Below are 23781 nucleotides of genomic sequence, written 5' to 3' on the forward strand. Positions count from 1 at the left end.
AGCTGCCTGGGGGTTGCACAGATGCTTGCACAGACCGATTGCACCGCAGGTCGCAGGCATTCCACCCCTCGTTTCCAATCGGGTTTCGCACCACGTTCCGATCGACCCTCGTCGTTTCCAACGGGCAGCCGGGCGAGAGCTTGAGCAGATCGGCGGTCACCTTGCCGGGGCGGGCGGCACTTGCTCTGTGTGGCTGGTGGAGTGTGTCCGCCAGCCACAAGGAGACGATCATGGTTCATGCGGTGGAAGGCCTCGGCGGGTGGGCGCGCTGGCTCGGGCCGGTGGCGTACGGGCCGAGCCGGGCTCTGGGCTGGGCCGGCGCCCACGAATGGCTGCCGGCGGCGGTCGCGGCGTTCGCGGCTGCGGGATGTGCGGCGTTCGAGGCGTGGCGCCGGAGGCGGGCTCAGGAGGCGCTGGAGGGCCGTTTCACGGTGGAGCTGGTGCCCGCCCGGTCCTTTGATCCGGCGCCGGCCGAGGTGGGGTGGTTCACCCGGCAGGTGGCGTCTGTGCGGGCGGCGGCCGGGCCGGTACCGCAGCGTGCCGCGGGGACCCGGGTGCGGCTGGTGTGCGTGGACGGGCAGATGCGCTACCAGCTCGAGGGTCCGGCCCGGGCGGCGAGTGTGCTGCGGATGCCTGGCTATCAGGGAGTCGAGGTCGTCACGGCTGATGCCCGCACGCACTGCCCGCCCCGGATTCGGTTCAAGGGCGCGCCGCCGGTGGCCGGTGGGCGCCGGTCGGGCGGTGGTCGGTGATGGTCGACCTGGCCAAGGACGTGGCGGCCGGTGAAGGGCGTGGGCGTCGGTATACGGCGCGGGCGGAGCTGGTGCTGGCCCGGCCGGATCACCGGCCGCTGGCCTCTTTGGGCCTGAGCCCGGATCCGTTGCAGCGGATCGCGGGGGCGATGGGAACGGTGCGCAGCGAGGCCGGTGAGGAGGCGGAGGTGGTCCTCGACCTGGTGCCGGTGCCGGATGGGGTGGTCGCCCGGCGGCGCCGGCGGTTGATGCGGGGCGCGGCGCGGCGGGGGCCGTCCGCGTTCGGCGAGCGCATCGGCGGCGCCGGTGGTGGTGGGGGCTGGTTGTCCTCGCTCGCGGGCACGCTCAACGGCAAGCCCGCCGGGCCCAGGCAGGGGGCGGGCCGGGTACCGCGGCAGACGGATCTGGCCGACGGGGTGGGGAAGTTCGTCCCCGGGCAGGACGTCTTCCGTGTCCAGTTGCTGGTGCGGGTGACCGCGACGCATCCGGCGCGGGCGCAGGCGCATCTGCACCAGCTGCTGGCGGCCTTGGAGATGTACGCGGGCGAGAACCGGTGGGTGCCGGTCGGTCCGCGGCGTACCGGGTGGCGGCCGTATTCGAATGTGTGGTGGCGGCGCGCGTCGTTCGATCGGCGGATCGGCAGCGGGGAGTTCGCTCCGGCGCGGCGGCAGTGGGTGACGCGGGCGGAGATCGCGGGCCTGCTCAAGCCGCCGACGGTGGAGTGCGCGGCGGCGAACGTGGCGCGGGGCGGGGGCATGGTGCCGCAGGCCCCGGCCGGGCTGCCGACGTGGAGCGGGCAGCCGGATGTGGTGCCGCTCGGGCTGGTGACGGATGCGGACGGGCGGCCGCGGATGGGCGGGGTGTATGCGAAGGACACCTTGTTCGGCGCGTTCCTCGGAAAGTCCGGCAACGGCAAGTCGGAGATCGGTCTGGTGCAGGCGATCGCCCGCGCGTATGCCGGGCGGGGTGTGTGGTTTCTCGATCCGCACAACACGACGATCGAGCGGGCTCTGCCCTACCTGACGCATCCGGCGGTGCGCGACCGGGTCCAGCGGATCGACCTGAACACCCCCTCGATGGACGACATGGTCGCCTCCTGGAATCCGCTGTCGATGGCCGGGCGGCGCATCGAGCACGTCCAGGAGGTGATCGGCACGGTCGTCAACGCCGTGGCCGCGGCCCAGGGCTGGGGAGAAGGCGCGCCGCGGGCGCGCACGATTCTGGCGAACGCGGTGCAGGTCCTTGCGTGCTTGTCGAAGTGCATGATCGACGCGGGGCGGCCGGATCTGCAGCCGACGGTCTTCCAGATCAAGACGCTGCTGGAGGACGACGCGTGGCGCGAGGAAGTCCTCGCTCATCTGCCGGACCGGTTTCTGCCGGCGCGCTCGCGCCGGTTTTGGACCGCCAGCTTCCCCAAGTACTCTGGCGAGGCGCTCACTACCGTCACCAACGCGCTCAACCGGCTGGAGACTTCGCTGTCGATGCGGGCGTTCCTCGGCTCGCCGACCGGCTCCTACAACGTGCGCCGTGCGATGGACACCGGCCAGGTGGTGTGGATCTGCCCGACCGGCGGCGGCGAGTGCGACGACCTGATCACCTCGATGCTCATCTACGACGTGTTCGTCGCCGGCCTGTCCCGCCGGGACACCTCCTTCGAGGACCTGGAGGAGTTCTGGGTCTGGATCGACGAGATGAGGGCCGTCGACGGCGCCGGGCGCGGCTACATCGCCAAGGTTCTCGAGCAGCTGCGCAAGTACCAGGTGAGGATGATGGGGCTGACGCAGATGGCGATGCGGCTGTCCGACGACACCCGCCAGGCGCTGCTGCAGAACCAGTCGATCCTGTCCGTGATGGCCTGCGACACCGACGAGGCGAAGTTCATCTCCGCGCGCCTCCCGCACGTGGAGCCCGCCACCGTCGCCAACCTGCCCAAGTACGAGTACGTGATGCGGGTGATGCTGGGCGGCGAGTACACCCAGCCGTTCCGCGTGCGGGGCGTGCCGGTCCACCAGGTCTACGCCGACTACTACGACCCGGCCGGACTGCCCGCCCTGGAGAAGGCGATCGACGCGAACCTCAAGCGGCGCCCCGTCGCGGAGATCCTCGCCGCGCTCGACTCCCTCGACAACGACATCCTCACCCACCTGACCGGCGGCGCCTCACCGGGCGGGCGGGCACCGGGCCGGCGGGCCGTTGAGGACGCGGACGTCGTCCACGACCTGCCCTCCCGCACCCTCCCCGACAACCATCACGACGACGATGACGAGGTCGCCTGATGCCCTACCCCGCCGGGCTCCAGCCCCACGAGCACGGACTTCCGCGACTGGCCCAGGACGCCTTGCCGGTCCTCTACCAGCACCGGCTGCTCACCACACGCCAGCTGCACCGGCTCCTGCAGCCCCAGGCCAACCACGCCGTCTACCTGCGTCGCCAGCTGTCCCGGCTGCGCGAGCGCGGCCTGGCCGCCGCCACCGTGCGGCACCGCGGCGGTCAGGGCGAACTCGTGTGGTACTGCACGCCCACCGGCAGCGAGATCGTCGAAGCGGCTGGCGAAGTCACCCCACGCGCCTACCGGATGACCGAGGCCGCGGCCGCCAACCAGCTCCAGGAGCACACCCTCGCCGTCAACGACACCGGCATCAGCTTCGTGGAAGCGGCCCGCCGGTACGGGCACGACTGCGGGCCCCTGGACTGGCACCCCGAGCGCGCGCACCGGTTCCGCGACGGCACCGGCGACGACGCCTTCCTGATCCCTGACGCCGTCTTGTCCTACGTCCACGACACCGACGGGCGCCGCCGGATGCTCACCTACTTCCTGGAGATCGACCGCGCCACCGAAAGCCCCCTCAAACTCGCCGCGAAAGTACGCGCCTACGCCCGCTACCTCGACTACATCCCCCTGCCGCCACCCGGCCGGCGCCCCGCCGGCCGCGGAACCGGGGAAGCCTGGCGGGAGCGCTACCCCGCCTTCCCCCGCCTGCTGTTCGTCCTCACCGGCGCCCCGGCGGCCACACTCGCCCGGCGGACCGCGGACCTTCGGGCCCTGGCCGACGCCGATCCCCGGCTGCGCCGTGCCGCGGACCGGCTCCTCGCCGGCATCGTCACCCTCGAGCAGCTCCAGGACCGGGGGCCGTGGGTACCGGTCATCACCCCGGTCTTCGGACCGGGCGATCCTACCGACGCGCTGCTGCGCACCCCCCAGGAGGGGCAGAGCCGGCTGTGACCAGACGGAAGCTGGACTCGTTGGAACATGGCGCCAGGCTTGCCGGGGGGAGGGAGGTCGCTGTAGTCCGATTCCGTCCGGCGGGAAAAGGGCTCTGATACAGCTCCATGACGCCGGGTCGTACAAAAATAAACCGGTTGAGCGGGATCTTTGTGATCAAATCGGCATGGCGAACGTTCTTTACCGGGTGCCACATTGGCCGAATTCTAGCTATTCTCATCTCTCTGAAATCGTGAGCGCTTTGACGCAACTTCAACTGCACGCGCTGACGGGTGCAACGGGGGATCCACACTCACGTCGAGAACTTGCTGGGGGACCTGTCGTGGGGTCATCAACTGCCCACAACAGCCGTATCGCAATCCGCCCGGCCGCACTGGCGGAGCTGGCTGCCGCTGCCTTGCTGCTGACGGGGTGCGGCGGCTCGGGTCACAGCTCTTCCGGCCCGATGCCGTCGTCCACCCCGTCGCACTCGCCGTCCCCTGATGCCACGTCGACGGCGGAACAGGAAGTACTGGCGGCCTGGAGTGGGATGCGCGCCGAGCAGGTAAAGGCCTATGCAACGGGCGACTCGTCGAAGACGAAACTGACCTCGTACGCGTTCGACAAGGCATTGGCCAAGATCCAGGGTGAGCTGTTCGACTACCGCCAGGCCGGTGTGGTGTTCCGCGGGAGTCCGAGCAGCACCGCGAAGGTCACCGATGTCGACCTCAGCCAGACTCCCCACCAGGCGGCCGTCCAGGAGTGCTTCGACACCACGCACTGGACTCCGGTGGTGAAGGCGACGGGCAAGGATGCTTCAACACCTGGGCAGATCCGCCGGTACACCGTCATGGGGAGCGTACGGACCGTCGGGACGAAGTGGATGGTCGTGGACTTCACCGTCGAGAAGACGCAGCCGTGCTGAGGACCGCGGCGCTCAGCGCCGCCGCAACGCTGCCCGCCCTCCGTCTGCTGGACGTCGCTGCGGCTGATCCGCCTCAGGGTCACCAACAGCTCCTTCGGATCTGGCCTATTACCGTCGTAAGGTTGCCGTCCGGACGGAGAGCGATGCACCGATCACAGAAAGCGGCCAATGGGTCGGTTATTTGACGTTCATTTACTCAACTTCCCGTGATGACAACGCCGATGGAGGCTCACGTGGTTTCGACGGCACTCGGTTTCGCCCGCCGCAGTTGGCGCGCGGCCCTCCCCTGCGTGGCAGTGGTCCTGAGCCTCACGTCAGGGTGTGGATCCCATCAGGACTCCGCAGGCTCGCCGCCTTCGGCGCCGGCCGTACGGACGACGCCCTCGGCAGACCCGACCGCTTCCGCGAAGGTCCAGGTCGCGGCTGCGTACCAGCACATGCGGGACGAGGATGTCAAGGCGATGCGTACGGGGCTCCTGTCCGACTCCAATGTGTCGGAGTACGCCATCGGCGCGGCCTACGGCTCGATCAGCTCCGAAGTGGGACGTGACCATCTGCAGGGCATCGTGTTCAAGGGGGCTCCTACCAGCACCATCACCGTGACGGCGGTGGACCTGGACCAGACGCCGCATAAGGCCGCGGTCACGGAGTGCCTTGATGTGACGAACTGGCAGCCGGTGGACCAGAAGACCGGCAAGCCGATCACGATCCCGAACCAGGCCAAGCGGTACACCGTCACTGGGGGCCTGGAGACCAAGGGGTCGTCCTGGGTCGTCGACAGCTACACCGTCAACCGGACGCAGCCGTGCTGACCGTGGCGGTACGAGCTGCGGCGGCCACCGCGGTCCTCGTCTTCGTCGCGGCCGGGCAGGCTGCGGCAACTGGCCCTCAGCCGGGGACATCGGTGGCCCCTCCGACGGACTGCGGAAACGACTTCGTGTGCGTGGGAGTCTCCGCACCGGGAGCACCATCGGCCTCTGGTGGTCACAACCGTTCGTCGGGCAGTGACGCGAAGGGCGGTCACACCTGCCAGACGCCGAAGGGCACGGTCGTTCCGTGCTCGGACCCGAACTGGGGGACGTTCTCCGGCGGCTGCTACTACCAGGTCGCCAGGAACGTTCCGCCGACGGGCGATCCCGCCTGGCAGGGGCACAGCGACCAGGACAAGTCCGGGAAGATGTACTGGCAGACCTGCCCGGACGACGGCTACGCGACCAAGGACGTGTGGATGCCCAACGGCTCCGTCGGAGCGGCGGTCGACCCGGCTCAGCTGGCGCAGCAGGCTGTGGCGAAGATGCGGCTCGGGCCGCCGCAGATCGACATCAGCCCGAAGCCGGGCGGCCGCGGGCTGGTGGGCATGCCGGTGTGGATGTCGGTGGCCAAGTCTGCGACGAGCTGGGGCCCTCAGTCGGCGTCCGCTTCAGCGGGCGGGGTGACCGTGACGGCGACCGCGGTGGTCTCGCAGGTGGTGTGGTCGATGGGTGACGGGCACAGCGTCACCTGTACTTCGCCCGGCACCCCGTATTCCGCCTCGGATGGGAAAGCCTCCTCCCCGGATTGCGGCTACCAGTACTCCCAGCCCTCTTCCAGCCAGCCCGGCGGCACCTATCCGGTGTCCGCGACGGCGACGTGGACGATCCACTGGGCCGGCGGCGGCGAACAGGGCGATCTGACTCAGACGCGCGCCGCGCAGGTCCGGATCGCCATCGCCGAGTTGCAGGTCGTGAACTAACCCGAAAGGCGCGTTGTAGGAATGGAAGCTCCCTCCGCTCCGCCGTCTCCGCCCCAGCAGCGTGCGCACACCGGGCCGGTCTACCCCGGCGAGGTGCCGATCACGGCCGGTTCGCCGGTCAAGCGGCAGCGCCGCTGGTCGGTGGTGGCGCTGTGCGTGGTGCTGGCGGTGGTGTGCGCGCTGGGCGCGTCGGCGGCGGTCACCTCGGCCGGCCACCGCGTCGACGTCCTGGCGGTCGCGCAGGACGTGCCGGCCGGGCAGAAGCTCACCAGCGCGGACGTGGTGGTGGCCGCGGTCTCCGCGGATCCCGCGCTGCGCCCGGTGAAGGCGACGGAGAAGGGCAGTGTGATCGGTCAGCGCACGGCGGTTGACCTGCGGGCGGGGCAGTTGCTGACCAGCAGTGACCTGTCGGCCGGTGGCGGCCTGGGCGACAACGAGGCCACGGTGGGCGTGGCGGTCAAGCGCGGGCAGGCTCCCGACGGGCTGGCCCCCGGGCAGAAGGTCCTGGCCGTCACCACCCCGGCGGCCGGGCAGAAGGTGACCGGCACGCCGATCACGGTGGCCGCCACCGTGGTGACGGTCGGGCAGCCGGATGCCACCGGCACCCAGGTGGTCACGCTGGCGGTGCTCGCGGACGGCGTCACCGGGCCGACGCTCGCCGCGCAGGCCGCGCTGGGCCAGGTGGTTCTGGTGCGCCAGCCGTTGAGCGGGAGCTGACCGATGGCTGTCATCGCTCTGGCGAGCGCGAAGAGTTCCGGGGTGACCACCGCTTCGCTGGCGCTCGCGCTGGCCTCGCCTCGGCCGACGCTGCTGGCGGAGTGCGATCCGTCGGGCGGTTCGATCCGCGGCGGGTTCCTGGGCGGTCAGCTCAACCCGCACGTCGGCGTCTACCAGCTGGCGACAGCCGAGCGGCAGGGGCCTGAGCACCTGGCGGCGGCGTTCGCGCAGCAGCTGCGTGCGCTGGACGGCCGCGGGGACCGGCAGTTGCTGGCGGGACTGGCCGATCCGCGGCAGGCCGCGGCGATGGCCGGCACGTGGGCGCCGCTGGCGCAGCTGCTGCGGTTGATGGATTCCCAGGCCGGCTACGACGTGATCATCGACGCGGGCCGTCTGGTCACGGAAGCAGGCGGGCTGCACCCGGTGCTGTCGCCCTCGGCCGTGCTGCACCACGCGGACGTCGTGCTGCTGGTGGTGAACGGCTGGCTGGACTCGGTCGCGGCGACGGCTCCCGTGATCGAGCTGCTGCAAGCCGAGCTGGCCGCGCGCGGTTCCGGCGCCGACGCGCTCGGGGTGCTGCTGGTCGAAGACGGGCCGGAGCGCCCTCACGGTGTCTCCTCCGCGCTCGGGGTGCCGGTCGTGGCGGGGCTTCCGTGGGATGCGGCGCCCGCGGCCCATCTACGGCGAGGCGCCGCCGCGCCGCGCAACTTCACCCGCTCGCCGCTGATGAGGTCGGCGCGCAGCGCGTGCGGGCCGATCGAGGCGCTCGCACAGCACCGCCGGGTGCGGCAGATGCCCAGCCAGCAGCCCTCGCCAGGCGTCGCGGGTGTCCTGCAGCGTCTGGCCCAGGCCCGGGGGACGATCCATGCCTGAGCTCAACGGCCACGGCAGGCCACGGGACTTGGCGGCCCTTCTGACCGCGGGCATCGCCCCGGCGGCCACCGCGGTGGAGGCCACCCCGGTGCCGCCCGCCCGCTCCCCCGCCGGGCAGGCCCCCGCGGCGCCCGCCTCGGGTGCCGCTGGCGTCGGCGTGGTGGCGTCGCTGCCGGGGCAGTTGCCGGTGGACAGCGCGGTGGTCCAGGAACTGCGGGACGCGGCGTCGAAGCAGGTCACCGCCCAGGAGGCAGCCTGCGGCGGGCGGTTGTCGCTCGAGGACAAACACCAGCTGGCCCGCTCCGTGGTCTCCCGGCTGGTCGCGGAGTTCGCCGCACGGCACGCCGCGACGGCCCGTCCGCTGACACGGGAGCAGGAAGCCGCGCTGCGCACCGTGGTGTTCGACACCATGTACCGGGCCGGGCGCGTCCAGGCGCTGCTGGACGACCCGTCGGTCGAGGACATCCTCCTCGACGGCGAGACGGTGCTGGTCGACTATTTCGACAAGCCGCAGGCCCGCGGACGCGCCCTGTTCGCCTCGGATGCGGAGCTGGTCAGCTGGGTGAACGAGATGGCCAGCCAGTCCGGCCACGGCGAGCGGCAGCTGTCGCCGGGGTCGCCCTCGGTGGGCTTCCGGCTGCCGGACGGCTCGCGGGTCCAGGCCTCGCTGCTGTCGCGGCGGCCGTCCGCGGCGATCCGCCGGCACCGCATCCAGCGCACCGTACTGAGTGAACTGGCCGACTGGGGCACCTTGTCGCCGACGCTGGTGCAGTTCCTGCGGGCGTGCGTGGAGGCCCGCAAGAACCTGCTGATCGCAGGCGACATGGGCGCGGGCAAGACGTCGCTGCTGCGCGCGCTGGGCCGTGCGATCCCCGAGTGGGAGCGGGTCGTGACCCTGGAGAGCGACCGGGAGCTGTACCTGGACGAGCCGGGCCCCGGCCCGTATGCGATCGCGTTCGAGGCGCGGCAGTCCAACGGTGAGCGGTCCGGTACGGGGGACCTGGTCGGCGAGGTGTCGATCGCGGACCTGTTCCCGGTCGCGCTGCGCTACAACGCCTCCCGGGTGATCGTCGGCGAGGTGCGGTCGGTGGAGGTTGTGCCGATGCTGCAGGCGATGACCGCGGGCGGCTCCGGGTCGATGTGCACCATCCACGCCCGCGACCACGCCTCCGTCATCGGCCGGCTGATCCAGCTGTGCACCGAGGCGGGGATGTCGGAGGCAGCCGCGAATCACCTGGTCGCGCACGCCGTGGATGTGATCGTCTACATCCGGCTGGTCAACGAGACCGCCGTCGGCGGGCGCAAGCACCGCTTCGTCTCCCACGTGCGCGAGGTGCACACGGCGATGGAGGGCGGAGGGCCCACCACCTCCGACCTGTTCGCTCCCACGGCCGGGGAGCCGCGGGCCATGCCGTCGATGCCGCCTTCCTTCCTGGCCGGCCTGGAGACCGAGGGCCGCCTGGATCCCGGCTGGCTGCTGCCGGCCCACGCGGGCTGGAAGTACCCCCTGCAGACGGTGAGGCCGCTATGAGCCAGAACTCGTGGGCCCTGCTGGCGGCCGTGTGCACGCTGGGCCTGCTGGGAGCGGTGTTCGCCGCCGTCCTGGAGGGCCGCGGCCGGATCCCGGATCCGTCCCGGCCGCCGTCCCGGCTCAAGCGGCGGTGGCAGCGGGCACAGAGCGAACTGCCAGCAGAGTGGCGGCGCCGCTACCGGTGGCTGGTGGCCGCGGCCGCCGCGGCGGCGATCGTGGTGTGGGCGGTGAGTGGCTGGCCGGTCAACGGGCTGCTGGCCGCCGGCGCAGTGCTGGGGCTGCCCTACCTCCTGCAGCCCGGCGGCGCGGCGACCGCACGGATCGAGCGGCTGGAAGCGCTGGCGCAGTGGTTGCGGCACCTGGCCGGCGTGCACACCGCCGGGGTGTCGCTCAACCAGACCATCGAGGCCTCCGCGAAGGCCGCCGCCGCACCGGTCGCGCCGCAAGTCCGTGCCCTTGCGGGGCGGTTGCGGGCGCGCCAGGACCCGGTCGCCGCGTACGGGCAGTTCGCCGACGACTTCGGCGACGGGGTGGTCGACCACATCGTGCTGCTGCTCCAGTCTCACGCCACCCTGCGCGGCGAAGGCCTCTCAGGCGCGCTGGAGGCGATGGCCGACAGCATCGGCCGCCAGGCCCGCGACGCCCGCGACATCGAGGCCGACCGGGCCAAGGTCCGCGCGTCCGCGCGCTGGGTGTCGCTGTTCATCGTGTTCGTCGTCGCGGTCTGCCTGCTCAACCACAGCTACTCCGCCCCCTACGACTCGGCGTTCGGCCAGATCCTCCTGGTTGTGCTGGGCGCCGCGTTCTGGTGGGCCTTGTCCTGGCTGCGGCGTATCGCCCGCTCCCAGCCCGAGCCACGGCTCCTCGGCCCCGAGGCTGCGGCCTCTTACCAGAAGGGAGCCGGCCGGTGATCTCCACGGTGGGCATGCTGTGCGGGGCCGGTGCCGGGGTCGGCGTGGCCCTGATCGTTCGGGAACTGGCCCCGGCACGGCCGGACTTGTCCGACGCGCTGCGCCGCCTGGACCCGGACCGCACCCCTCCCCCGCCGCCGGCCGGAACGCTGCCGGCCGGTCCGGCGGCGCTGCCCGACCGTGTCGGCGAACGGCTGCTGTCGCTCGCCGGGGACTCGGTACGCCTGCCACGGCGCGATCTCGACCTGCTGCGCATCACCCCGGCCCAGCACCTGGGGAAGAAGACCCTGTGGGCGGCAGGCGGGCTGCTGTTCCCGCAGATGCTGCAGATCCTTCTGGCCCTGGCCGGGACACGCTTGCCGTTCGCGATCCCCGGCGTCGCCTCCCTCGCGTTTGCCGGGCTGCTGTGGGTCCACCCCACCTCCGAGGTCAAGCAGCACGCCAAGGCCGCCCGGCGCGAGTTCCGGTACGCCGTCGCCTCCTACCTCGAGCGCGTCGAACTGGCCCGTGCCGCCCGTTCCGGCGCACCGCAGGCCTTGTCCCGTGCGGCGGCGGTAGGCGACTCGTGGACGTTCCAGCGCCTGCGCACCCGGCTGGAACAGGCGCAGTTGTCCGGGGTGAGTGCGTGGGAAGCGCTGCGTCAGCTCGCCGACGAACTGGGCGTGCCGGAACTGGCCCGCCCCGCCGAGACCCTCGCGCTGGCCGGTGAGGACGGTGCGAGCGTCCGCGCGACGCTGCAGGCTCAGGCGCGTCAGCTGCGTGCGGCACTGCTGGCCGACGCGAAAGCCGAGGCGAACACCGCCTCCGAAGCCATGATCATTCCCGTGGTGGCGCTCGTGGTGCTGATGATGTTCTTCGTCGGATACCCGGCCGCCATGCAGATTCTGTCCAGCTGACGGAACCGTGAGAAGAGGACTGCGCCGTGATGGAAGTGTGGACGATGGCCAAAGCCGTCGTGACCTCCCGCTACTACCTGCTCCGGGAACGGATGAAGACCGACGACCGGGGCATCACCACGACCGAGGTCGCGCTGATCACCGGCGCGCTGCTGGCCGCGGCCGGACTGCTGGTCGTGGCGATCAAGGCCAAGCTCGCCGAGAAGATCGGCATCATCAACAGCGGCTGACCGGGACGGGCATTGGCAATGCGAGGGGAGGCAGCGGTGGGCAGGGGAAGGGCCGGTGGCGTGCTCGCTGCGCGGTGGCGCTGCGTCATACGGCACGGTGCGGATCGCGGTTCGTACTCGGTGGAACTGGCGATCCTGGCGCCCGCGGTGCTGATGCTGGTGTTCGCCTGCATCCAGACCGGCCTGTGGTGGCACGCCCGCGAAGTCGCGCTGACCGCGGCCAAACGCGGCGTGGAATCCGGCCGCACCCTCGACAGCTCCCCCGCCCAAGGCGCGGCCGCCGCACGGTCGTTCGTCGCGCGGTTCGGCGGCTCCGTACGCGACCCTGCGGTCACCGACGCCGGGAGCAGCGCCACGACCGTGCGGATCGACGTCTCCGGCACGGTCATCACCCTGGTGCCGGGCTGGGACCTGCACATCGACCAGCACGCCGACGGCCCGCGGGAGAGGTGGATGCCGTGACCAGCCGCAGAAGGCGGGTATGGGCGGATGACCGGGGCAGCTACTCGCTGGAGACCGCGGTGCTGGTGCCGGTGATCTTCGCCGTGCTCGGGCTGCTGATCGCGTTCGGCCGGGTCACCACGACCAGCGGCGCGGTGGACTCCGCCGCACGGGAAGCCGCCCGCGCCGCCTCCCTCGACCGCGACCCGGCAACCGCCCAGCGTGATGCCCAACAGGCCGCGCAGGACTCGCTGTCCGGTGATGGGGTGCCGTGCACCAACATCGCGGTGCGCGTGGACACTTCCGATTTCGACCTGCCGCTCGGGCAGACCGGGACGGTCGTCGCGACCGTCGCCTGCACCGCCCGGCTGTCCGACATCGGCCTGCCCGGCTTGCCCGGCTCCAAGACCCTGACGTCCGACTTCCGCAGCCCCATCGACGCCTACCGGGCCCGCACATGACCACACCGAGCGCCGCCAGGCGCCGTACGCTTCCTCGCCGGTGGCGCGAGGAGACCGGCAGCATGAGCCTGTTCTACGCGGTCTGCCTCACCGGCATCTTCATGATCCTGGGCCTGGTCGTCGACGGCGGCGGCCGGCTCCAGGCCGGATCCCGCGCCGACTCCCTCGCCCAGGAAGCCGCCCGCGCCGGCGGCGAACAGGTCGACCCGGCCCAGGCCATCACCGGAACCGCGATCGCCGTCCAGCCGGCCGCGGCCCAGCAGGCCGCCTCCTCCTACCTCCACCAGGCCGGCGTCACCGGCGAGGTGTCCGTCAGCGACAGCGGCCAGACCCTCAGCGTGACCGTCCACACCACCTACCACCCGGTGTTCGCCTCACTGCTCGGCTTCTCCAGCATGCCGGTCACCGGCCACGCCACCGCGACCTTGCTCACCCACGCAGAAGGCTGACACGCCCATGGCCGCCCATCCCCTGCGCATCGTCTCCGCGCTGCTGCGCTCCGCGCTCGCCCTCGCCGTTCTGGGCACGGCCTTGTTCGCCGCCCCCTACGCGATACTGCGCTGGGGCAGCCTCCCGCACTCCCTGCCCACCATCAGCGGCGTACAGCAGTTCCTGTCCGGGCCCGCCGATGACTCGTTGCTGCAAACCGCGATCACCCTGGTCGGGCTCGCCGCCTGGGCGTGCTTCGCCCTCTCCGTCGTCCTGGAACTGGCCGCGCTGCTACGCCACCAGGCCGCCCCCCGCCTGCGCGGACTGGGCGCGTTCCAGGGGGCCGCGGGATTCCTGATCGGCAGCATCGTGCTGCTCGCCCCGACCGCCGCGTCCGCAGCCACCCTCACCGCCACCTCTGCGGCCGCCGCCGCCCACCACGCGACCACGGTGACGGCGCCCGGCGGGACATCAGCGCCTCGCACCGGTACGACGGCCGTACGGCACACCACCACCCGGGCGGAGACCACGTTGTGGGACCTGGCCGACACTCACCTCGGTGACGGCTTGCGCTGGAGGCAGATCGCCGACCTCAACCCCCAGCTCGCCGAAGGCCCCATCCCCGCCGGCACCGTTGTACGCCTGCCCGCCGACTCCACCACTCCCCCGCCGCCGTCCGGCAACACGCCGCGTACCGACGACGAGACCACCGCGGCGCGCGCGCCGTCACCGACGACGCACTACATCGTCCGCACTGGCGACGACCTGTCGGACATCGCCCAGGACAAGCTCGGTGACGCCTCCCGGTGGCAGCAGATCTTCCGCCTTAACGAAGGCGAACAGCAGCCGGGCGGTGCCCGTTTTACCGACCCTGACCTGATCTACCCCGGGCAGAACCTCGCCCTGCCCGGCGCGGCGGCCACCGCACCCGAGGCGCCCCCCGCCACTGCCGACCACACACCGGCCCCCGAACACCACGCCTCCCCGGCACCCTCTACCTCCGCCTCGGCGACCTCACCGTCGCTGCCCCGCCAGCACGGCGGCGCCTCAACGCCGGAGCACCAGACCGCCCCGGCCACCCCGACGTCCACGCCCACTCCCCCGGCGGGCACGCCGACGCCGTCCGCCGCAGTTCCCTCCCTCTCCGAACCGACCAGCACGGCAACCGCCACACCGGATCTCGCGCACTCCCCCGCTCCGGCCACCGCCTCAACGGCGCGGACCGGCGCGGCCCGCCCGGTCAACGACCGCCTGATGCTGCTGCTCGGCGGCGGACTGCTGGCCGCATCCATCCTCACCGCCCTGGGCGCCCGGCGCATCTGGCAGCAACGCAGCCGCCGCCCCGGCCACCGGATCGCCATGCCCACCGGCAGCGCCGCCGCCACCGAAACGGCCCTGCGCGCGGCCGAGGACCCGACCGGCACCACCCTCATCGACGCCGCCCTGCGCACCGCCGCAGTCCACCTCGCCGACGACCGCCGGGAGTTGCCGGACCTGGCCGCTATCGTCTACGGCCCACGCGACGGCCTCACCCTCCACCTCGCCACTCCGGCGCCACCCGTGATGCCGTTCACCGCCGAACCTGAGGACCAGACCCGCTGGCACTGCCCGCCCGACACCGAGGAACTCCTGGACGCCACGCGCACCGACGACGTCGACGCCCCCTACCCGTCGCTCGTCGCCATCGGCGGCAACGACGAAGGCCACACCGTGCTCATCGACCTCGAGCACCACGGCACCGTGCGGGTCACCGGCTCAGGCCGCCGGGACGTGATGCGGGCGCTGGCCGTCGACCTGGCCACCAGCGTCCTCGCCGACTGCCTGGAAGCCACCGTCACCGGCCCGGTCTGCCCCGGCCTCGCCGCCCTGGTCCCCGAACGCCTCACCGAAGCAGCCGACCCGGCCACCGCGGTACGCCAGTTCAGCGCCCGGCACGCCGCCCAGCAGAAGGCCCTGTCCGCCGTCGGATCCGACGGGATGCGAGCCGCCCGCACAGGCGGAGACAACGAAGCCTCCTGGACCCCGCACCTCCTACTCGCCGACCACGACTTCGACCAAGACACCTGGCAGCACCTGACCACGGTCACCGAGGCGCGTCCGCGGACCGCATCAGCCATCGTGACGACCAGCGACACCAACACCGCCGCCCTTGGCGCAGGGTGGCAGGTCGTCTGCGACGGCAGCCCGGTCACCGTGCCGGGCACCACGGTCTCCTTCATCCCACTCGCGCTGACCGACACCGACTACGCCGACATCATGCAGGCGCTGTCCACCACCACTGAGCCCGATCTGCCCGCGCCCCACGCCCAGACTTCCGCACCCGAGACCATCGCGCCGCCCGACGGAGCGCCCGCCGCCGCGACGGCACCGGCGGAAAGCCAGCACGAGGCAGACCGCCTCCGGTATCCCGCCCAGGACGGCGAGCCCGTCCTCGCGTGGGCTGACGACTCCGGCGAGGAAGGCGAGGACCTCATCGCTCAACTCGCGGGCGACCTGGAGGATCCCGGCCTCGACGATCAGGACGCGGACGGAACCGAGTTCGCAAACGACGACGGCACCCTGCCCACTGCGGCCGCCATCGAGGTGCGCACGCCGGACGACTACGAACTCGCGCGCTCCGCCGAACCTCCTGTGGCCAACGCACCAGTAGCCGCCGCGGCGTTGGTCCCGGCAGAGCCCGCGGAACCGGGACCGGTGGCGGTGTCAGCGGAGGAGGCCGATGAGCCGTCGGCTCGGCAGGAGGAGGCCGGGCTGATGATCCGGGTGCTGGGGCCGGTGGAGGTCACCGGCGCGGGCGGCACGATCGACAGCCGGTACCGGCGCACCTCCACCGAGCTGGCAGCCTGGATGGTCCTAAATCCCGGCAGCGACCACCACGCGCTGGACGAGGCGATCTGGCCCGGCAAGACCGTCAGCCGCGGTACCCGCAACCCGGCGATCAGCCGACTGCGTACCTGGCTCGGCACCAACGAGGCCGGGCAAGACCACCTGCCGAAGGTCGCCACGAACCCCGACGTCCGCTACCGCCTCGCCACCTCCGCCCGATGCGACTGGCTGCTGTTCCAGCACCTGGCCGCGACCGGAACGGACGACAGCCTGCGCGCAGCACTGGAACTCGTACGCGGCCGCCCCTTCGCGGGCGTTCCAGCCCGCCACTACGTATGGGCCGAACCCCTCATCCAGGAAATGATCGCCGCGATCGTCGACGCCGCAGCCGACCTCGGCGCCTCCCGGCTGGAGATGTGCGATCCACGCGGCGCCCTGTGGGCGGCCAGCAAGGGCCTGGACGCCGCACCCGAGATGGAAGTACTACACCGGATCGCGTTCCGCGCCCACCACGCACTCGGCGACCACCAAGGCCTCGAGCGGGCCATCCAACGCCTGGAGAACCTGCTGTTCGACCTCCAGACCGACATGGACAACGAGACCTCCGGGCTGCTCCACCAACTGGCCACCCTGGCGTAGCAAGGCAACAAGGGCAGGGAGACTTGCACAACCTGATTCGCAGTGCGTTACTGACTTCGGCTCGTCAGGGTGATGTTGGGGTGTAGAGGATCAGGCCGGTGCCGGCTATGAACCCGTCGAGGATGTCGGGCCGGTACTGCAGGCGCTTGAGCCGGTTGCGGACCAGGGCCTCGAGCCGGTCGAGGGCCATGACGGCGAGGTTGGCCAGGCTGCGGACTGTCCAGCCAACGGGTCTGGCCCGTAGTCGGTGGTGACGCCGGGTAGCGGTCAGGGCAGAAGGATGCGGTGGCGGAGGAGGTCGAATCCGGCACGTCCGTGCATCTGTCTCATGATCTTCTTGGTGCGGGTGTTGACGCCTTCGGTGCGGCCGTTGTGGTAGGGCAAGGTGAGGCCGGCGTTCACGGCGGGCCGGTCGATTTCGAGACCGTTGGTGAAGCTGCGCAGGTGAGGCAGGTCGATGGCCCGGGCGGTCGTGATCCACTCGGTGAGTTTGATGTCGTTGCCCTCGGCCGGTTTCAGCAGGGTGGCGAAGCCGCGTACGAGATCGGCGAGTGCGGTCATCTCCGGGCAGGCCGCAGCGATCTTCTCCAGCAGGGTCGTTTCCTTCGGGCGCAGGTTTTCGGGGTTGGTGAGCAGGAGGCGGCTGGCGTGACGGGGCGGTCGCCTTCGGCGCGGCCCTGGTTGAGGTAGCGGACGAGCAGGTTGGCGCTGCCGGTGTAGCCCAATTCCCGGATCTCTGCGAGGAGGTGGGTGACCGGGACGGCGGGTTCCTCGGCACGTCGTCGACGCAGGTGCTCGCGGTAGGGGTCGACGAGGGTGGGCCGGTAGGCGGGGGCGATGCGCAGGGCCTGGGGTTCTGGCATGCGGGCGTAGCGTTTGACGGTGTTCAGGGCCACGCCCAGGCGGCGAGCGCAGTCGAGCAGGCCGACGCCCTGGCCGATGAGATCGTGGATCTTGGTCCAGCGTTCGAGTGTGGTCTGCTCGCGCACTCCGCCGGGGCGGGGCGGGTTGATGGCGGCCCAGCATCCGGCGTGGGCGCGGACCTCGAGCTGGACTTTGTCGCAGAGATTTCGCCAGAGGTGCCATCGGTCGCTGACCTGCACCGCGTCGGGCAGAGCTCGGCGGACGGCCTCGGCATAGGTGGCCGAGCCATCCCGGCACACGACCTCGACACCAGGATGTTCGCGCAGCCCGGACTCCAGGGTGGCCGCCTCGCGGTCGGGCAGGACCGCGACGCGCCGGCCGGTCTCGGCATCCGTGATGATCGTGGCGTAGCGGTGGCGGCGGCGCAGGGCGAAATCGTCCACGCCGATCACTCGCGGGACCGCCTGCTGCGGCAGCGGCAGGTGCCGCAGATGGCGCAGCGCGGTACTCCGGGAAACGGGCACGGCCAGCAGTCCGGCCAGGCGTGCGGCCGCCCGGCCGCATAACTCCCGCGCCACCTGGGATATGTGCCCGACAAGACGCACCGTGCGGCGCTGATGGCGCTCCAGCAGTCCGGGAATCTGCTCGCGGAAGGTCTGCCGCCAGCAGCCCAGGGCCGGACAGGCCAACCGCCGTACGCGCAGCTGGACGACGACCTGGCGGCCGTCGACCGGCACGTCCCTCACCGTTCGGCGGTGATAACCGTGCACCTTCGCCGTCGGCGTCCCGCACACCGGACACGGCACCGCCACGTCCCGGGTCCGGGCCGAGACCACCACCGCGTCGCCGCCGTCCGCCACGTCCTCGACGACCAGCGCCGAAAGCCCGAAAACACCGTCCCCATAAGGGAGTTGATATACACCACAAGACTATGATCAAGGGCGGCGACTCGGCGTCACCACCGACTACGGGCCAGACCCGAACGTTTTACAGACCCGCCGGTTACGCGATGGGGTCTGTCCAGTCAACGGCTGATCTTGCTTGTTGAGGGTCAGTGGCCGGTGGTGGGGGTGAGGCGTTCTTCGAAGGCGATCTGGAAGGCGGGGTGCCTTCCAGCGTATCGTCCAGCGGCGCTGTCCCTTGCCGGTTGGGTCCAGGCTCATCAGCGCCATGTGGACGTACTTCAACGCGGCGGCCTCCGACGGGAAGTGGCCCCGGGCCCGGACGGCCTTGCGGATGCGGGTGCTGACGCTCTCGATCGCGTTCGTGCCGCGGATCACCTTGCGGATCTCGACGTCGAAGGAGAGGAAGGGCACCATCTCGGCCCAGGCACCGGACCACAGCTTGATCACAGCCGGATACCTGCTGCCCCACTTCTCGGAGAACTCCAGGAACCGCTCGGCTGCGGCCGCCTCGCCCGGCGCAGTGTAGACGGGCTTGAGATCCTTCGCGAGCTTGTCCCCGTCCTGACAGGCGCAGTAGCGGATGCTGTCGCGGATCAAGTGAACGATGCACGTGTGGACGGCAGTTCGGGGCCAGACCGTCTCGACCGCGTCCGGCAGACCCTTCAGCCCGTCGCGAACCAGCATGAGGACATCTTCAACTCCGCGGTTCTTCAGCTCGGTGAAGACCTGGAGCCAGTGCTTGGCACCCCCGCCGCCGTCGCCGACCCAGATCCGGGGGATGTCGCGAGTGCCCTCGGCCGTGACCGCCATCGCTAACACAGACAGGCCGACTGGCTGCCTTGCCATCGCGAATCCTCACGTTGACGGCGTCCACGAAGACCACGGGATAGACGCGATCGGGAGGGCGAGACTGCCATTCCGCCATGCCCTCCATCACCTTGTCCGTGATCGTGGTGATGGTCTGCTTGGACACCTCGGCGCCGTACACCTCGGCCAGATGCGCCGATATCTCTCCGTGGGTAAGACCCTTCGCGTCCAGCGACAACACCATCTCATCAACGCCGGCCAGGCGGCGCTGCCGCCTGCGCACGATCTGTGGTCCGAAGGCGCCGACGGTATCGCGGGGCACCTTCACCTCAACCGGGCCGACGTCGGTCAGCACGGTCTTCGACCGGGTGCCGTTACGGGAGTTGCCGCTGCCCCGGCCCGCCGCGTCGTGCCTGTCATAGCCGACGTGATCGGTGATCTCGCCCTCCAGGGCAGACTCCAGCACCCGCTTCGTCAGCCGCTGCAGCAGCCCGCCCTCGCCGGTCAGCTGCAGGCCATCGGAACGGGCAGGGTCGACGAGCATCGCGATCAACTGCTCGTCCGCCACCGCCTCCGCAGCCGACTCGGCGACCGGCTCCTCCACGACCTCGTGCTCGGTGACAGTCTCACTCATCAGGCGTCTCCTCGATCACCGGATCCGCCGTCCATTGGACACTCCCGGCATGGGAGCTGTCCGGCGCGAGGGCCGCCGTCGGCAGGACCACGGTCATCGCGGACGGCGGCTACCAGGGTACCGGCCTTGTCATCCCGCACCGCCGCGAGGCAGGCCGGGCCGAGCTCCCCGCCTGGAAGGAAGACCACAACGCCGCCCACCGCAAGGCCCGTGCCCGCGTCGAGCACACCTTCGCCCGATTGAAGGGCTGCAGGATTCTCCGCGACTGCCGCCTGAAAGGCGACGGCGTCCACCACGCCATGCTCGGCATCGCCCGCCTGCACAACCTCGTCCTTGCCGGGTGACACAGAAACGGAAGGTCACCGAGCATACCAAAGATCATTTACGGGACAACCCTTAGTCAGCACCCGCGCTGCCCGCTCCACTCACTTCCCCCTGGTCCATCGCCATTCCTGGAAGCACCGCCGCTGCCAGGTATCGAGCCGCGTCGATCGCGTCGGACTCCTCCGTGAAGCGGCCGAAACTCAGGCGGATGCTGCCCCTGATGTGCTCCGGCAACAGCCCGATCGCCTGGAGCACATGCGAAGGCTCCTGGGCCGAGCTGTTGCAGGCCGAGCCCGTCGAGAGGGCGAGGTTGCCGAGGCGCAGCAGCAGTTCCTGCGCGTCGACACCCCCCAGGGACAGGTTCAGCGCGTGAGGCAGGAATCCCGGACCTATCCCGCTGTTCAGCCGGAAGGGCACCCGTGAGCTAGTGGCGAGTTCGACCAGGAAGGCGCTGCGAAGCCTCTCCAGGCGGTGTGCCTCTTCCTCCCGCCGGTCCTCGACAAGGGTGACCGCCGTGCCGAGGCCAATGATGGCAGCCGTGTTAAGCGTGCCCGCCCGCATTCCTCGCTCCTGGCCGCCGCCGTGCATGAGCGGAGTCAACGGAGCCATGTCGGTGAGCCAGTTGGAGATGTAGAGCGCGCCGATGCCCTTTGGACCGTAGATCTTATGGCCAGAGAATGTGAGCAGATCGACGCCGAGTTCGGTCACGTCCACAGCGAGCGAGCCAACCCCCTGCGTGGCATCGCAATGCAGCGGGACGCCCGCCTGCCGTGTCACCCGGCCGATCTCTGCGATTGGCTGGATGGTGCCGATCTCGTTGTTGGCGAGCATCACTGAGACAAGCACCGTGTCATCCCGCAATGTGCCAGCCACCTGCTCAGCGTTGATCCGCCCCTCGGCGTCGACGGGGAGGACGGTCACCGAGTAACCCGCTTCATGAAGGTACGCGCAGGTGTCGAGCACCGATTTGTGTTCGGTCGCCGTAGTCACGATGTGGCCGCCGGGGTATCGTCCAGCTACCCCTTTGATCGCGATGTTGTTGGCTTCTGTCGCTCCGGAGGTGAAGTAGATTTCGCTGCGTGCCCCTCCGAGGAAGCGGGCGACCGCGCTCCGGGCTCTCTCCACCTCGCGGGAGGCGCGGACTCCTGCGGCGTGTGGACTGGCGGGGTTGGCGAAGTACTCCACGTAGGAGGTTTGCATGGCCTCCATCACCGCGGGATCCATGGGTGTGGTGGCCTGATGGTCGAGATAGATGCTGCGCATGGAAATGCTCCCTGTTTGGCTGGTTCTAAGGGCTGTCCCGTAATACCTGGCGGGCTCAGAAATCGCATGTGGAAAAAGCCATCTCGACCACATCGGTACACGACGGGTCAGCGAAGACGAGGATGATCTCGTCGGTTGGAGATGCGTGATTCCGCAGGTATATCTCGGCACCCTTAGTGACTTTCTCCTTATCCGCGAACGAATTGATGTCGATGACATAGGCTCGAGTACAGTCGGAGTACTGGCGCATCCGGGCGAAGTACTTGATGAAGTACTCGTTGACTATCAACGGGCATCGTGGAACGACGTAATTGTCCTTGACCGCACCAGCGAGGACCTTCTCGTACTGGCGGGACCGGTAGTAGATGTCGTCACCATCCCGGACGAACCTCGGCTCCACGGACGGGTCCTTAAGCCACTGCTTCATCGACCGGGCCGCCCGGTTGCGCAGAGTCCGTTCGCGGGTGACGGTGAAAGTGACCCCGGCAGCGGCGGCGGCAGCGGTGAGGGGAGTGATGTCGTACGCCCCCGGTTTTGCCGGTGCTGTGTTCACCGAGCAGGCGTCGTCTCCACAGGCCCGCCCGAGGTCGTTGTGGATGACATCGAAGAGCACTTTGTTGCCACGATGGCGGTAGCGAACGGACGCACCCAACTTGTGGGCGAGGGCGAAAGAGTTGCGGGAGAAGTTCCCAATACCTCCGGCGGACTCGAAGTAGCCTCCGGCGATGAGTGACACAGAGCGGTGCTCACGGCTGATGAGTTCGAGAATCGGACCGATGTGGTCGTCGTTGGCGAGACGCGCGAATCGGTCGGGCAGGTGACTGGACGGCATGAGATGACCCTTCTTTATGAATCTTCTGCGAGTGTTCTACGGGCCTTCCACGAGGAGGCGGCCCTCTCCTGTGGACTTCTTCGGATCCGGTGCGGTGCCAGGTGCTCTGGCCCGGCCTTCAGTTCGCCGCGACAGCGGCGACCCTCATAGGCAGCACCCTGACCCATTGCAGCGTGGAGAGCGCCTCGCCCAGCACGACGAAGCCCACCAGTGTCGCGATCACCGGCTCCAGGGTGTTGAGTACGGCGGACACCCGGGCGGCAATCCGACGCAGCGCGACGGACTCCAACGAGAAAGGCACTGCCGTGGCCGGTACGGCGACTGCGAACGCCACCGTCAGGACCCCGGGTCAAGCGGTGCGCTACCGGCGATAGCGGAGTACGAAGACGCCCGACAGTGCGACGACGGACGCCACCGCCATACGCATCGTCAGCCCCGCGCCGCCTGGCGTGGCCAGGGCTGGCCGCCGACGCCGGCGGGATGTACCCGTTCAGCGCCATACCGGTGAGGAGGGCTGTAAGCACTCCGTCGGAATCATCCCTCGCGTGGCTGCCGCCAACGACGACCAACCCGCCCCGGGCGAGTAGGCCCCAGAGCATGTCCAGCGCCCTGCGAGAACTGACGAGCGTGATGAGCAGCGGCCCGGTGTACCCCAGCGTCACCACGACACCGAGCGGGAGTCGTGAGGTCGCTTCGTAAAGGCGAGAGAAGAGGCAGCGCCGCGCGGTAACGATGAGCGGACTCGGCAGTGGGGCACCAGCGAGGCCGGTGCATTCGAAGAGCTGCCTCGCAAGGGCCGAGCCAGACTGGAATCTCACCATTCCGGCCAGCAGCATGAACGGCGCTGGAGCGACTCCGGACAATCCGGTCGGAATGGCCTTAACGCCGTGCAAGGCTTTGGTTCCGGGAACGGACTTCCTGGCCGTGCTAGCCCTAATCATGAACCATCTGCGCCGTCTGTGGCGGCGGACGGGGCTGATCGCGCCCTGAGGGCGGACGTTGATGGAGCCATCACCCCAGATGTCCGACTCTTCATCGGGACGAGGATTTACGTCGAGGCGGCAGTCCTCATGGCGATGGTGATCTCCTTTACACTGCACGACCTGGCCCCCGATCTTCGCTCAAGGCACCGTCGGCTGTGGCAGCAGGCACAACCGATCCACTGGTACTACGGATCCCGGCGAGCGCAAGTTCTCAATGAGCCCTTTCCAACCTCACATGGCAGCGGGGCAGTTAAGGTGACAGACAGGTGAAGCCCCTGGTAGATGGGTTTCGACCAAGAGAACCGTTGCACCGCCTCTCAGCAGATCCGGCCGCGCCGTCGTCCTGCCGCACTCACGTGATGCCTCGGTAAAGCGCAGCGGTCCGGCCCGCTCAGCGACACGGCCGATGCATCTGCACGCTCAGCCGCGGTGGGCGGGCGACCACCGAGACGGCCACGACACGGGCGATAGAACGCGGCGATCCCTGAGGGCCAGGCAACCCAGACGCCGCCCTTCGCCGGGCACTTGCTTGAAAGATCGTGGGGCTACAGCGCAGAAGCCAGCAGCTGTCCCTGATCGGGGGACACAGAGGCGGCCACAGTCG

Annotated in this window: 19 protein-coding genes and 4 pseudogenes; 17 read left to right on the plus strand and 6 right to left on the minus strand. The window is 70.1% G+C overall.

The annotated features are described in order from the left end of the window. Positions 1 to 230 precede the first annotated feature (230 nt). From K7472_RS30920 to K7472_RS30995, 16 genes are all read left to right on the plus strand, one after another. Positions 231 to 752: a hypothetical protein gene (locus K7472_RS30920; RefSeq protein ID WP_222982370.1), complete on the plus strand. Its 522-nt coding sequence runs from the start codon at positions 231 to 233 to the stop codon at positions 750 to 752. Next, on the plus strand, positions 752 to 3028 hold the full coding sequence (locus K7472_RS30925; RefSeq protein ID WP_222982372.1) for a type IV secretory system conjugative DNA transfer family protein: 2277 nt from the start codon (positions 752 to 754) through the stop codon (positions 3026 to 3028). Before K7472_RS30920 ends, K7472_RS30925 begins: the two co-directional genes overlap by 1 nt. After that, positions 3028 to 3975, plus strand: coding sequence for a replication-relaxation family protein (locus K7472_RS30930; protein WP_222982374.1), 948 nt, complete (start codon positions 3028 to 3030; stop codon positions 3973 to 3975). The genes K7472_RS30925 and K7472_RS30930 overlap by 1 nt, the downstream gene beginning before the upstream one ends. Positions 3976 to 4141: 166 nt before the next feature. Next, on the plus strand, positions 4142 to 4879 hold the full coding sequence (locus tag K7472_RS30935) for a hypothetical protein (protein ID WP_252396521.1): 738 nt from the start codon (positions 4142 to 4144) through the stop codon (positions 4877 to 4879). Positions 4880 to 5340: 461 nt separating this feature from the next. Continuing rightward, entirely contained in the window at positions 5341 to 5691 is a 351-nt protein-coding gene (locus K7472_RS30940) for a hypothetical protein (RefSeq protein ID WP_222982376.1), read from the plus strand. A gap of 131 nt (positions 5692 to 5822) precedes the next feature. Beyond that, positions 5823 to 6611, plus strand: a complete 789-nt coding sequence (locus K7472_RS30945) for an ATP/GTP-binding protein (protein ID WP_222982377.1) — start codon at positions 5823 to 5825, stop codon at positions 6609 to 6611. 21 nt (positions 6612 to 6632) lie between these two features. Next, entirely contained in the window at positions 6633 to 7328 is a 696-nt protein-coding gene (locus K7472_RS30950; protein ID WP_222982378.1) for an SAF domain-containing protein, read from the plus strand. A gap of 3 nt (positions 7329 to 7331) precedes the next feature. After that, positions 7332 to 8201, plus strand: a complete 870-nt coding sequence (locus tag K7472_RS30955; protein ID WP_222982379.1) for a MinD/ParA family ATP-binding protein — start codon at positions 7332 to 7334, stop codon at positions 8199 to 8201. Next, complete coding sequence (locus K7472_RS30960; protein ID WP_222982380.1) at positions 8194 to 9732, plus strand: TadA family conjugal transfer-associated ATPase; 1539 nt, start codon at positions 8194 to 8196, stop codon at positions 9730 to 9732. The genes K7472_RS30955 and K7472_RS30960 overlap by 8 nt, the downstream gene beginning before the upstream one ends. After that, entirely contained in the window at positions 9729 to 10643 is a 915-nt protein-coding gene (locus tag K7472_RS30965; RefSeq protein WP_222982381.1) for a type II secretion system F family protein, read from the plus strand. The genes K7472_RS30960 and K7472_RS30965 overlap by 4 nt, the downstream gene beginning before the upstream one ends. Next, positions 10640 to 11539, plus strand: coding sequence for a type II secretion system F family protein (locus tag K7472_RS30970; RefSeq protein WP_308014164.1), 900 nt, complete (start codon positions 10640 to 10642; stop codon positions 11537 to 11539). The genes K7472_RS30965 and K7472_RS30970 overlap by 4 nt, the downstream gene beginning before the upstream one ends. Before the next feature lie 29 nt (positions 11540 to 11568). After that, positions 11569 to 11769, plus strand: coding sequence for a hypothetical protein (locus K7472_RS30975; protein WP_222982382.1), 201 nt, complete (start codon positions 11569 to 11571; stop codon positions 11767 to 11769). A 36-nt stretch (positions 11770 to 11805) separates the two neighbouring features. Next, positions 11806 to 12231 carry a TadE/TadG family type IV pilus assembly protein gene (locus K7472_RS30980; RefSeq protein ID WP_308014165.1) on the plus strand — a complete coding sequence of 142 codons (426 nt, stop codon included), beginning with the start codon at positions 11806 to 11808 and terminating at the stop codon, positions 12229 to 12231. Continuing rightward, the gene (locus K7472_RS30985; RefSeq protein WP_222982386.1) at positions 12228 to 12671 is read left to right on the plus strand and encodes a TadE/TadG family type IV pilus assembly protein; all 444 of its coding nucleotides are present in this window, start codon (positions 12228 to 12230) and stop codon (positions 12669 to 12671) included. Before K7472_RS30980 ends, K7472_RS30985 begins: the two co-directional genes overlap by 4 nt. A 62-nt stretch (positions 12672 to 12733) precedes the next feature. After that, entirely contained in the window at positions 12734 to 13120 is a 387-nt protein-coding gene (locus tag K7472_RS30990) for a hypothetical protein (RefSeq protein ID WP_252396522.1), read from the plus strand. Positions 13121 to 13127: 7 nt separating this feature from the next. Further along, positions 13128 to 16565, plus strand: a complete 3438-nt coding sequence (locus K7472_RS30995; protein ID WP_222982389.1) for a LysM peptidoglycan-binding domain-containing protein — start codon at positions 13128 to 13130, stop codon at positions 16563 to 16565. A gap of 64 nt (positions 16566 to 16629) precedes the next feature. On the opposite strand, the pseudogene K7472_RS31000 reads toward K7472_RS30995, so the two are convergent. The 3 pseudogenes from K7472_RS31000 to K7472_RS31010 all read right to left on the minus strand — a co-directional run. Further along, positions 16630 to 16779: pseudogene (locus tag K7472_RS31000) on the minus strand (IS630 family transposase); the annotation flags it as partial. 53 nt (positions 16780 to 16832) lie between these two features. After that, positions 16833 to 18333, minus strand: a pseudogene (locus K7472_RS31005) (ISL3 family transposase). A gap of 205 nt (positions 18334 to 18538) precedes the next feature. Continuing rightward, positions 18539 to 19778: pseudogene (locus K7472_RS31010) on the minus strand (IS256 family transposase); the annotation flags it as partial. A gap of 44 nt (positions 19779 to 19822) precedes the next feature. Here K7472_RS31010 and K7472_RS31015 point away from each other — a divergent pair. Continuing rightward, positions 19823 to 20119: pseudogene (locus tag K7472_RS31015) on the plus strand (transposase); the annotation flags it as partial. Positions 20120 to 20171: 52 nt separating this feature from the next. Here the strand turns inward: K7472_RS31015 and K7472_RS31020 are convergent. The 3 genes from K7472_RS31020 to K7472_RS31030 form a co-directional block, all read right to left on the minus strand. Then, a complete protein-coding gene (locus K7472_RS31020) occupies positions 20172 to 21362 on the minus strand; it encodes a cysteine desulfurase family protein (RefSeq protein ID WP_222982391.1) in 1191 nt (396 codons plus the stop codon). Positions 21363 to 21417: 55 nt separating this feature from the next. After that, positions 21418 to 22194, minus strand: coding sequence for a hypothetical protein (locus K7472_RS31025; RefSeq protein ID WP_222982393.1), 777 nt, complete (start codon positions 22192 to 22194; stop codon positions 21418 to 21420). 118 nt (positions 22195 to 22312) lie between these two features. Next, complete coding sequence (locus K7472_RS31030; RefSeq protein WP_308014166.1) at positions 22313 to 22528, minus strand: EamA family transporter; 216 nt, start codon at positions 22526 to 22528, stop codon at positions 22313 to 22315. Positions 22529 to 23781 lie beyond the last annotated feature (1253 nt).

The sequence above is a fragment of the Streptantibioticus parmotrematis genome, from assembly GCF_019890615.1.
GTDB lineage: Bacteria > Actinomycetota > Actinomycetes > Streptomycetales > Streptomycetaceae > Streptantibioticus_D > Streptantibioticus_D parmotrematis.

Coding starts and splice junctions, on each gene's coding strand:
- K7472_RS30930 (WP_222982374.1), top strand. CDS start 3,028: ATGCCCTACCCCGCCGGGCTCCAGCCCCACGAGCACGGACTTCCGCGA.
- K7472_RS31020 (WP_222982391.1), bottom strand. CDS start 21,362: ATGCGCAGCATCTATCTCGACCATCAGGCCACCACACCCATGGATCCC.
- K7472_RS30950 (WP_222982378.1), top strand. CDS start 6,633: ATGGAAGCTCCCTCCGCTCCGCCGTCTCCGCCCCAGCAGCGTGCGCAC.
- K7472_RS30975 (WP_222982382.1), top strand. CDS start 11,569: ATGGAAGTGTGGACGATGGCCAAAGCCGTCGTGACCTCCCGCTACTAC.
- K7472_RS30935 (WP_252396521.1), top strand. CDS start 4,142: ATGGCGAACGTTCTTTACCGGGTGCCACATTGGCCGAATTCTAGCTAT.
- K7472_RS30995 (WP_222982389.1), top strand. CDS start 13,128: ATGGCCGCCCATCCCCTGCGCATCGTCTCCGCGCTGCTGCGCTCCGCG.
- K7472_RS30965 (WP_222982381.1), top strand. CDS start 9,729: ATGAGCCAGAACTCGTGGGCCCTGCTGGCGGCCGTGTGCACGCTGGGC.
- K7472_RS30960 (WP_222982380.1), top strand. CDS start 8,194: ATGCCTGAGCTCAACGGCCACGGCAGGCCACGGGACTTGGCGGCCCTT.
- K7472_RS30955 (WP_222982379.1), top strand. CDS start 7,332: ATGGCTGTCATCGCTCTGGCGAGCGCGAAGAGTTCCGGGGTGACCACC.
- K7472_RS30920 (WP_222982370.1), top strand. CDS start 231: ATGGTTCATGCGGTGGAAGGCCTCGGCGGGTGGGCGCGCTGGCTCGGG.
- K7472_RS30925 (WP_222982372.1), top strand. CDS start 752: ATGGTCGACCTGGCCAAGGACGTGGCGGCCGGTGAAGGGCGTGGGCGT.
- K7472_RS31025 (WP_222982393.1), bottom strand. CDS start 22,194: ATGCCGTCCAGTCACCTGCCCGACCGATTCGCGCGTCTCGCCAACGAC.
- K7472_RS30940 (WP_222982376.1), top strand. CDS start 5,341: ATGCGTACGGGGCTCCTGTCCGACTCCAATGTGTCGGAGTACGCCATC.
- K7472_RS30990 (WP_252396522.1), top strand. CDS start 12,734: ATGAGCCTGTTCTACGCGGTCTGCCTCACCGGCATCTTCATGATCCTG.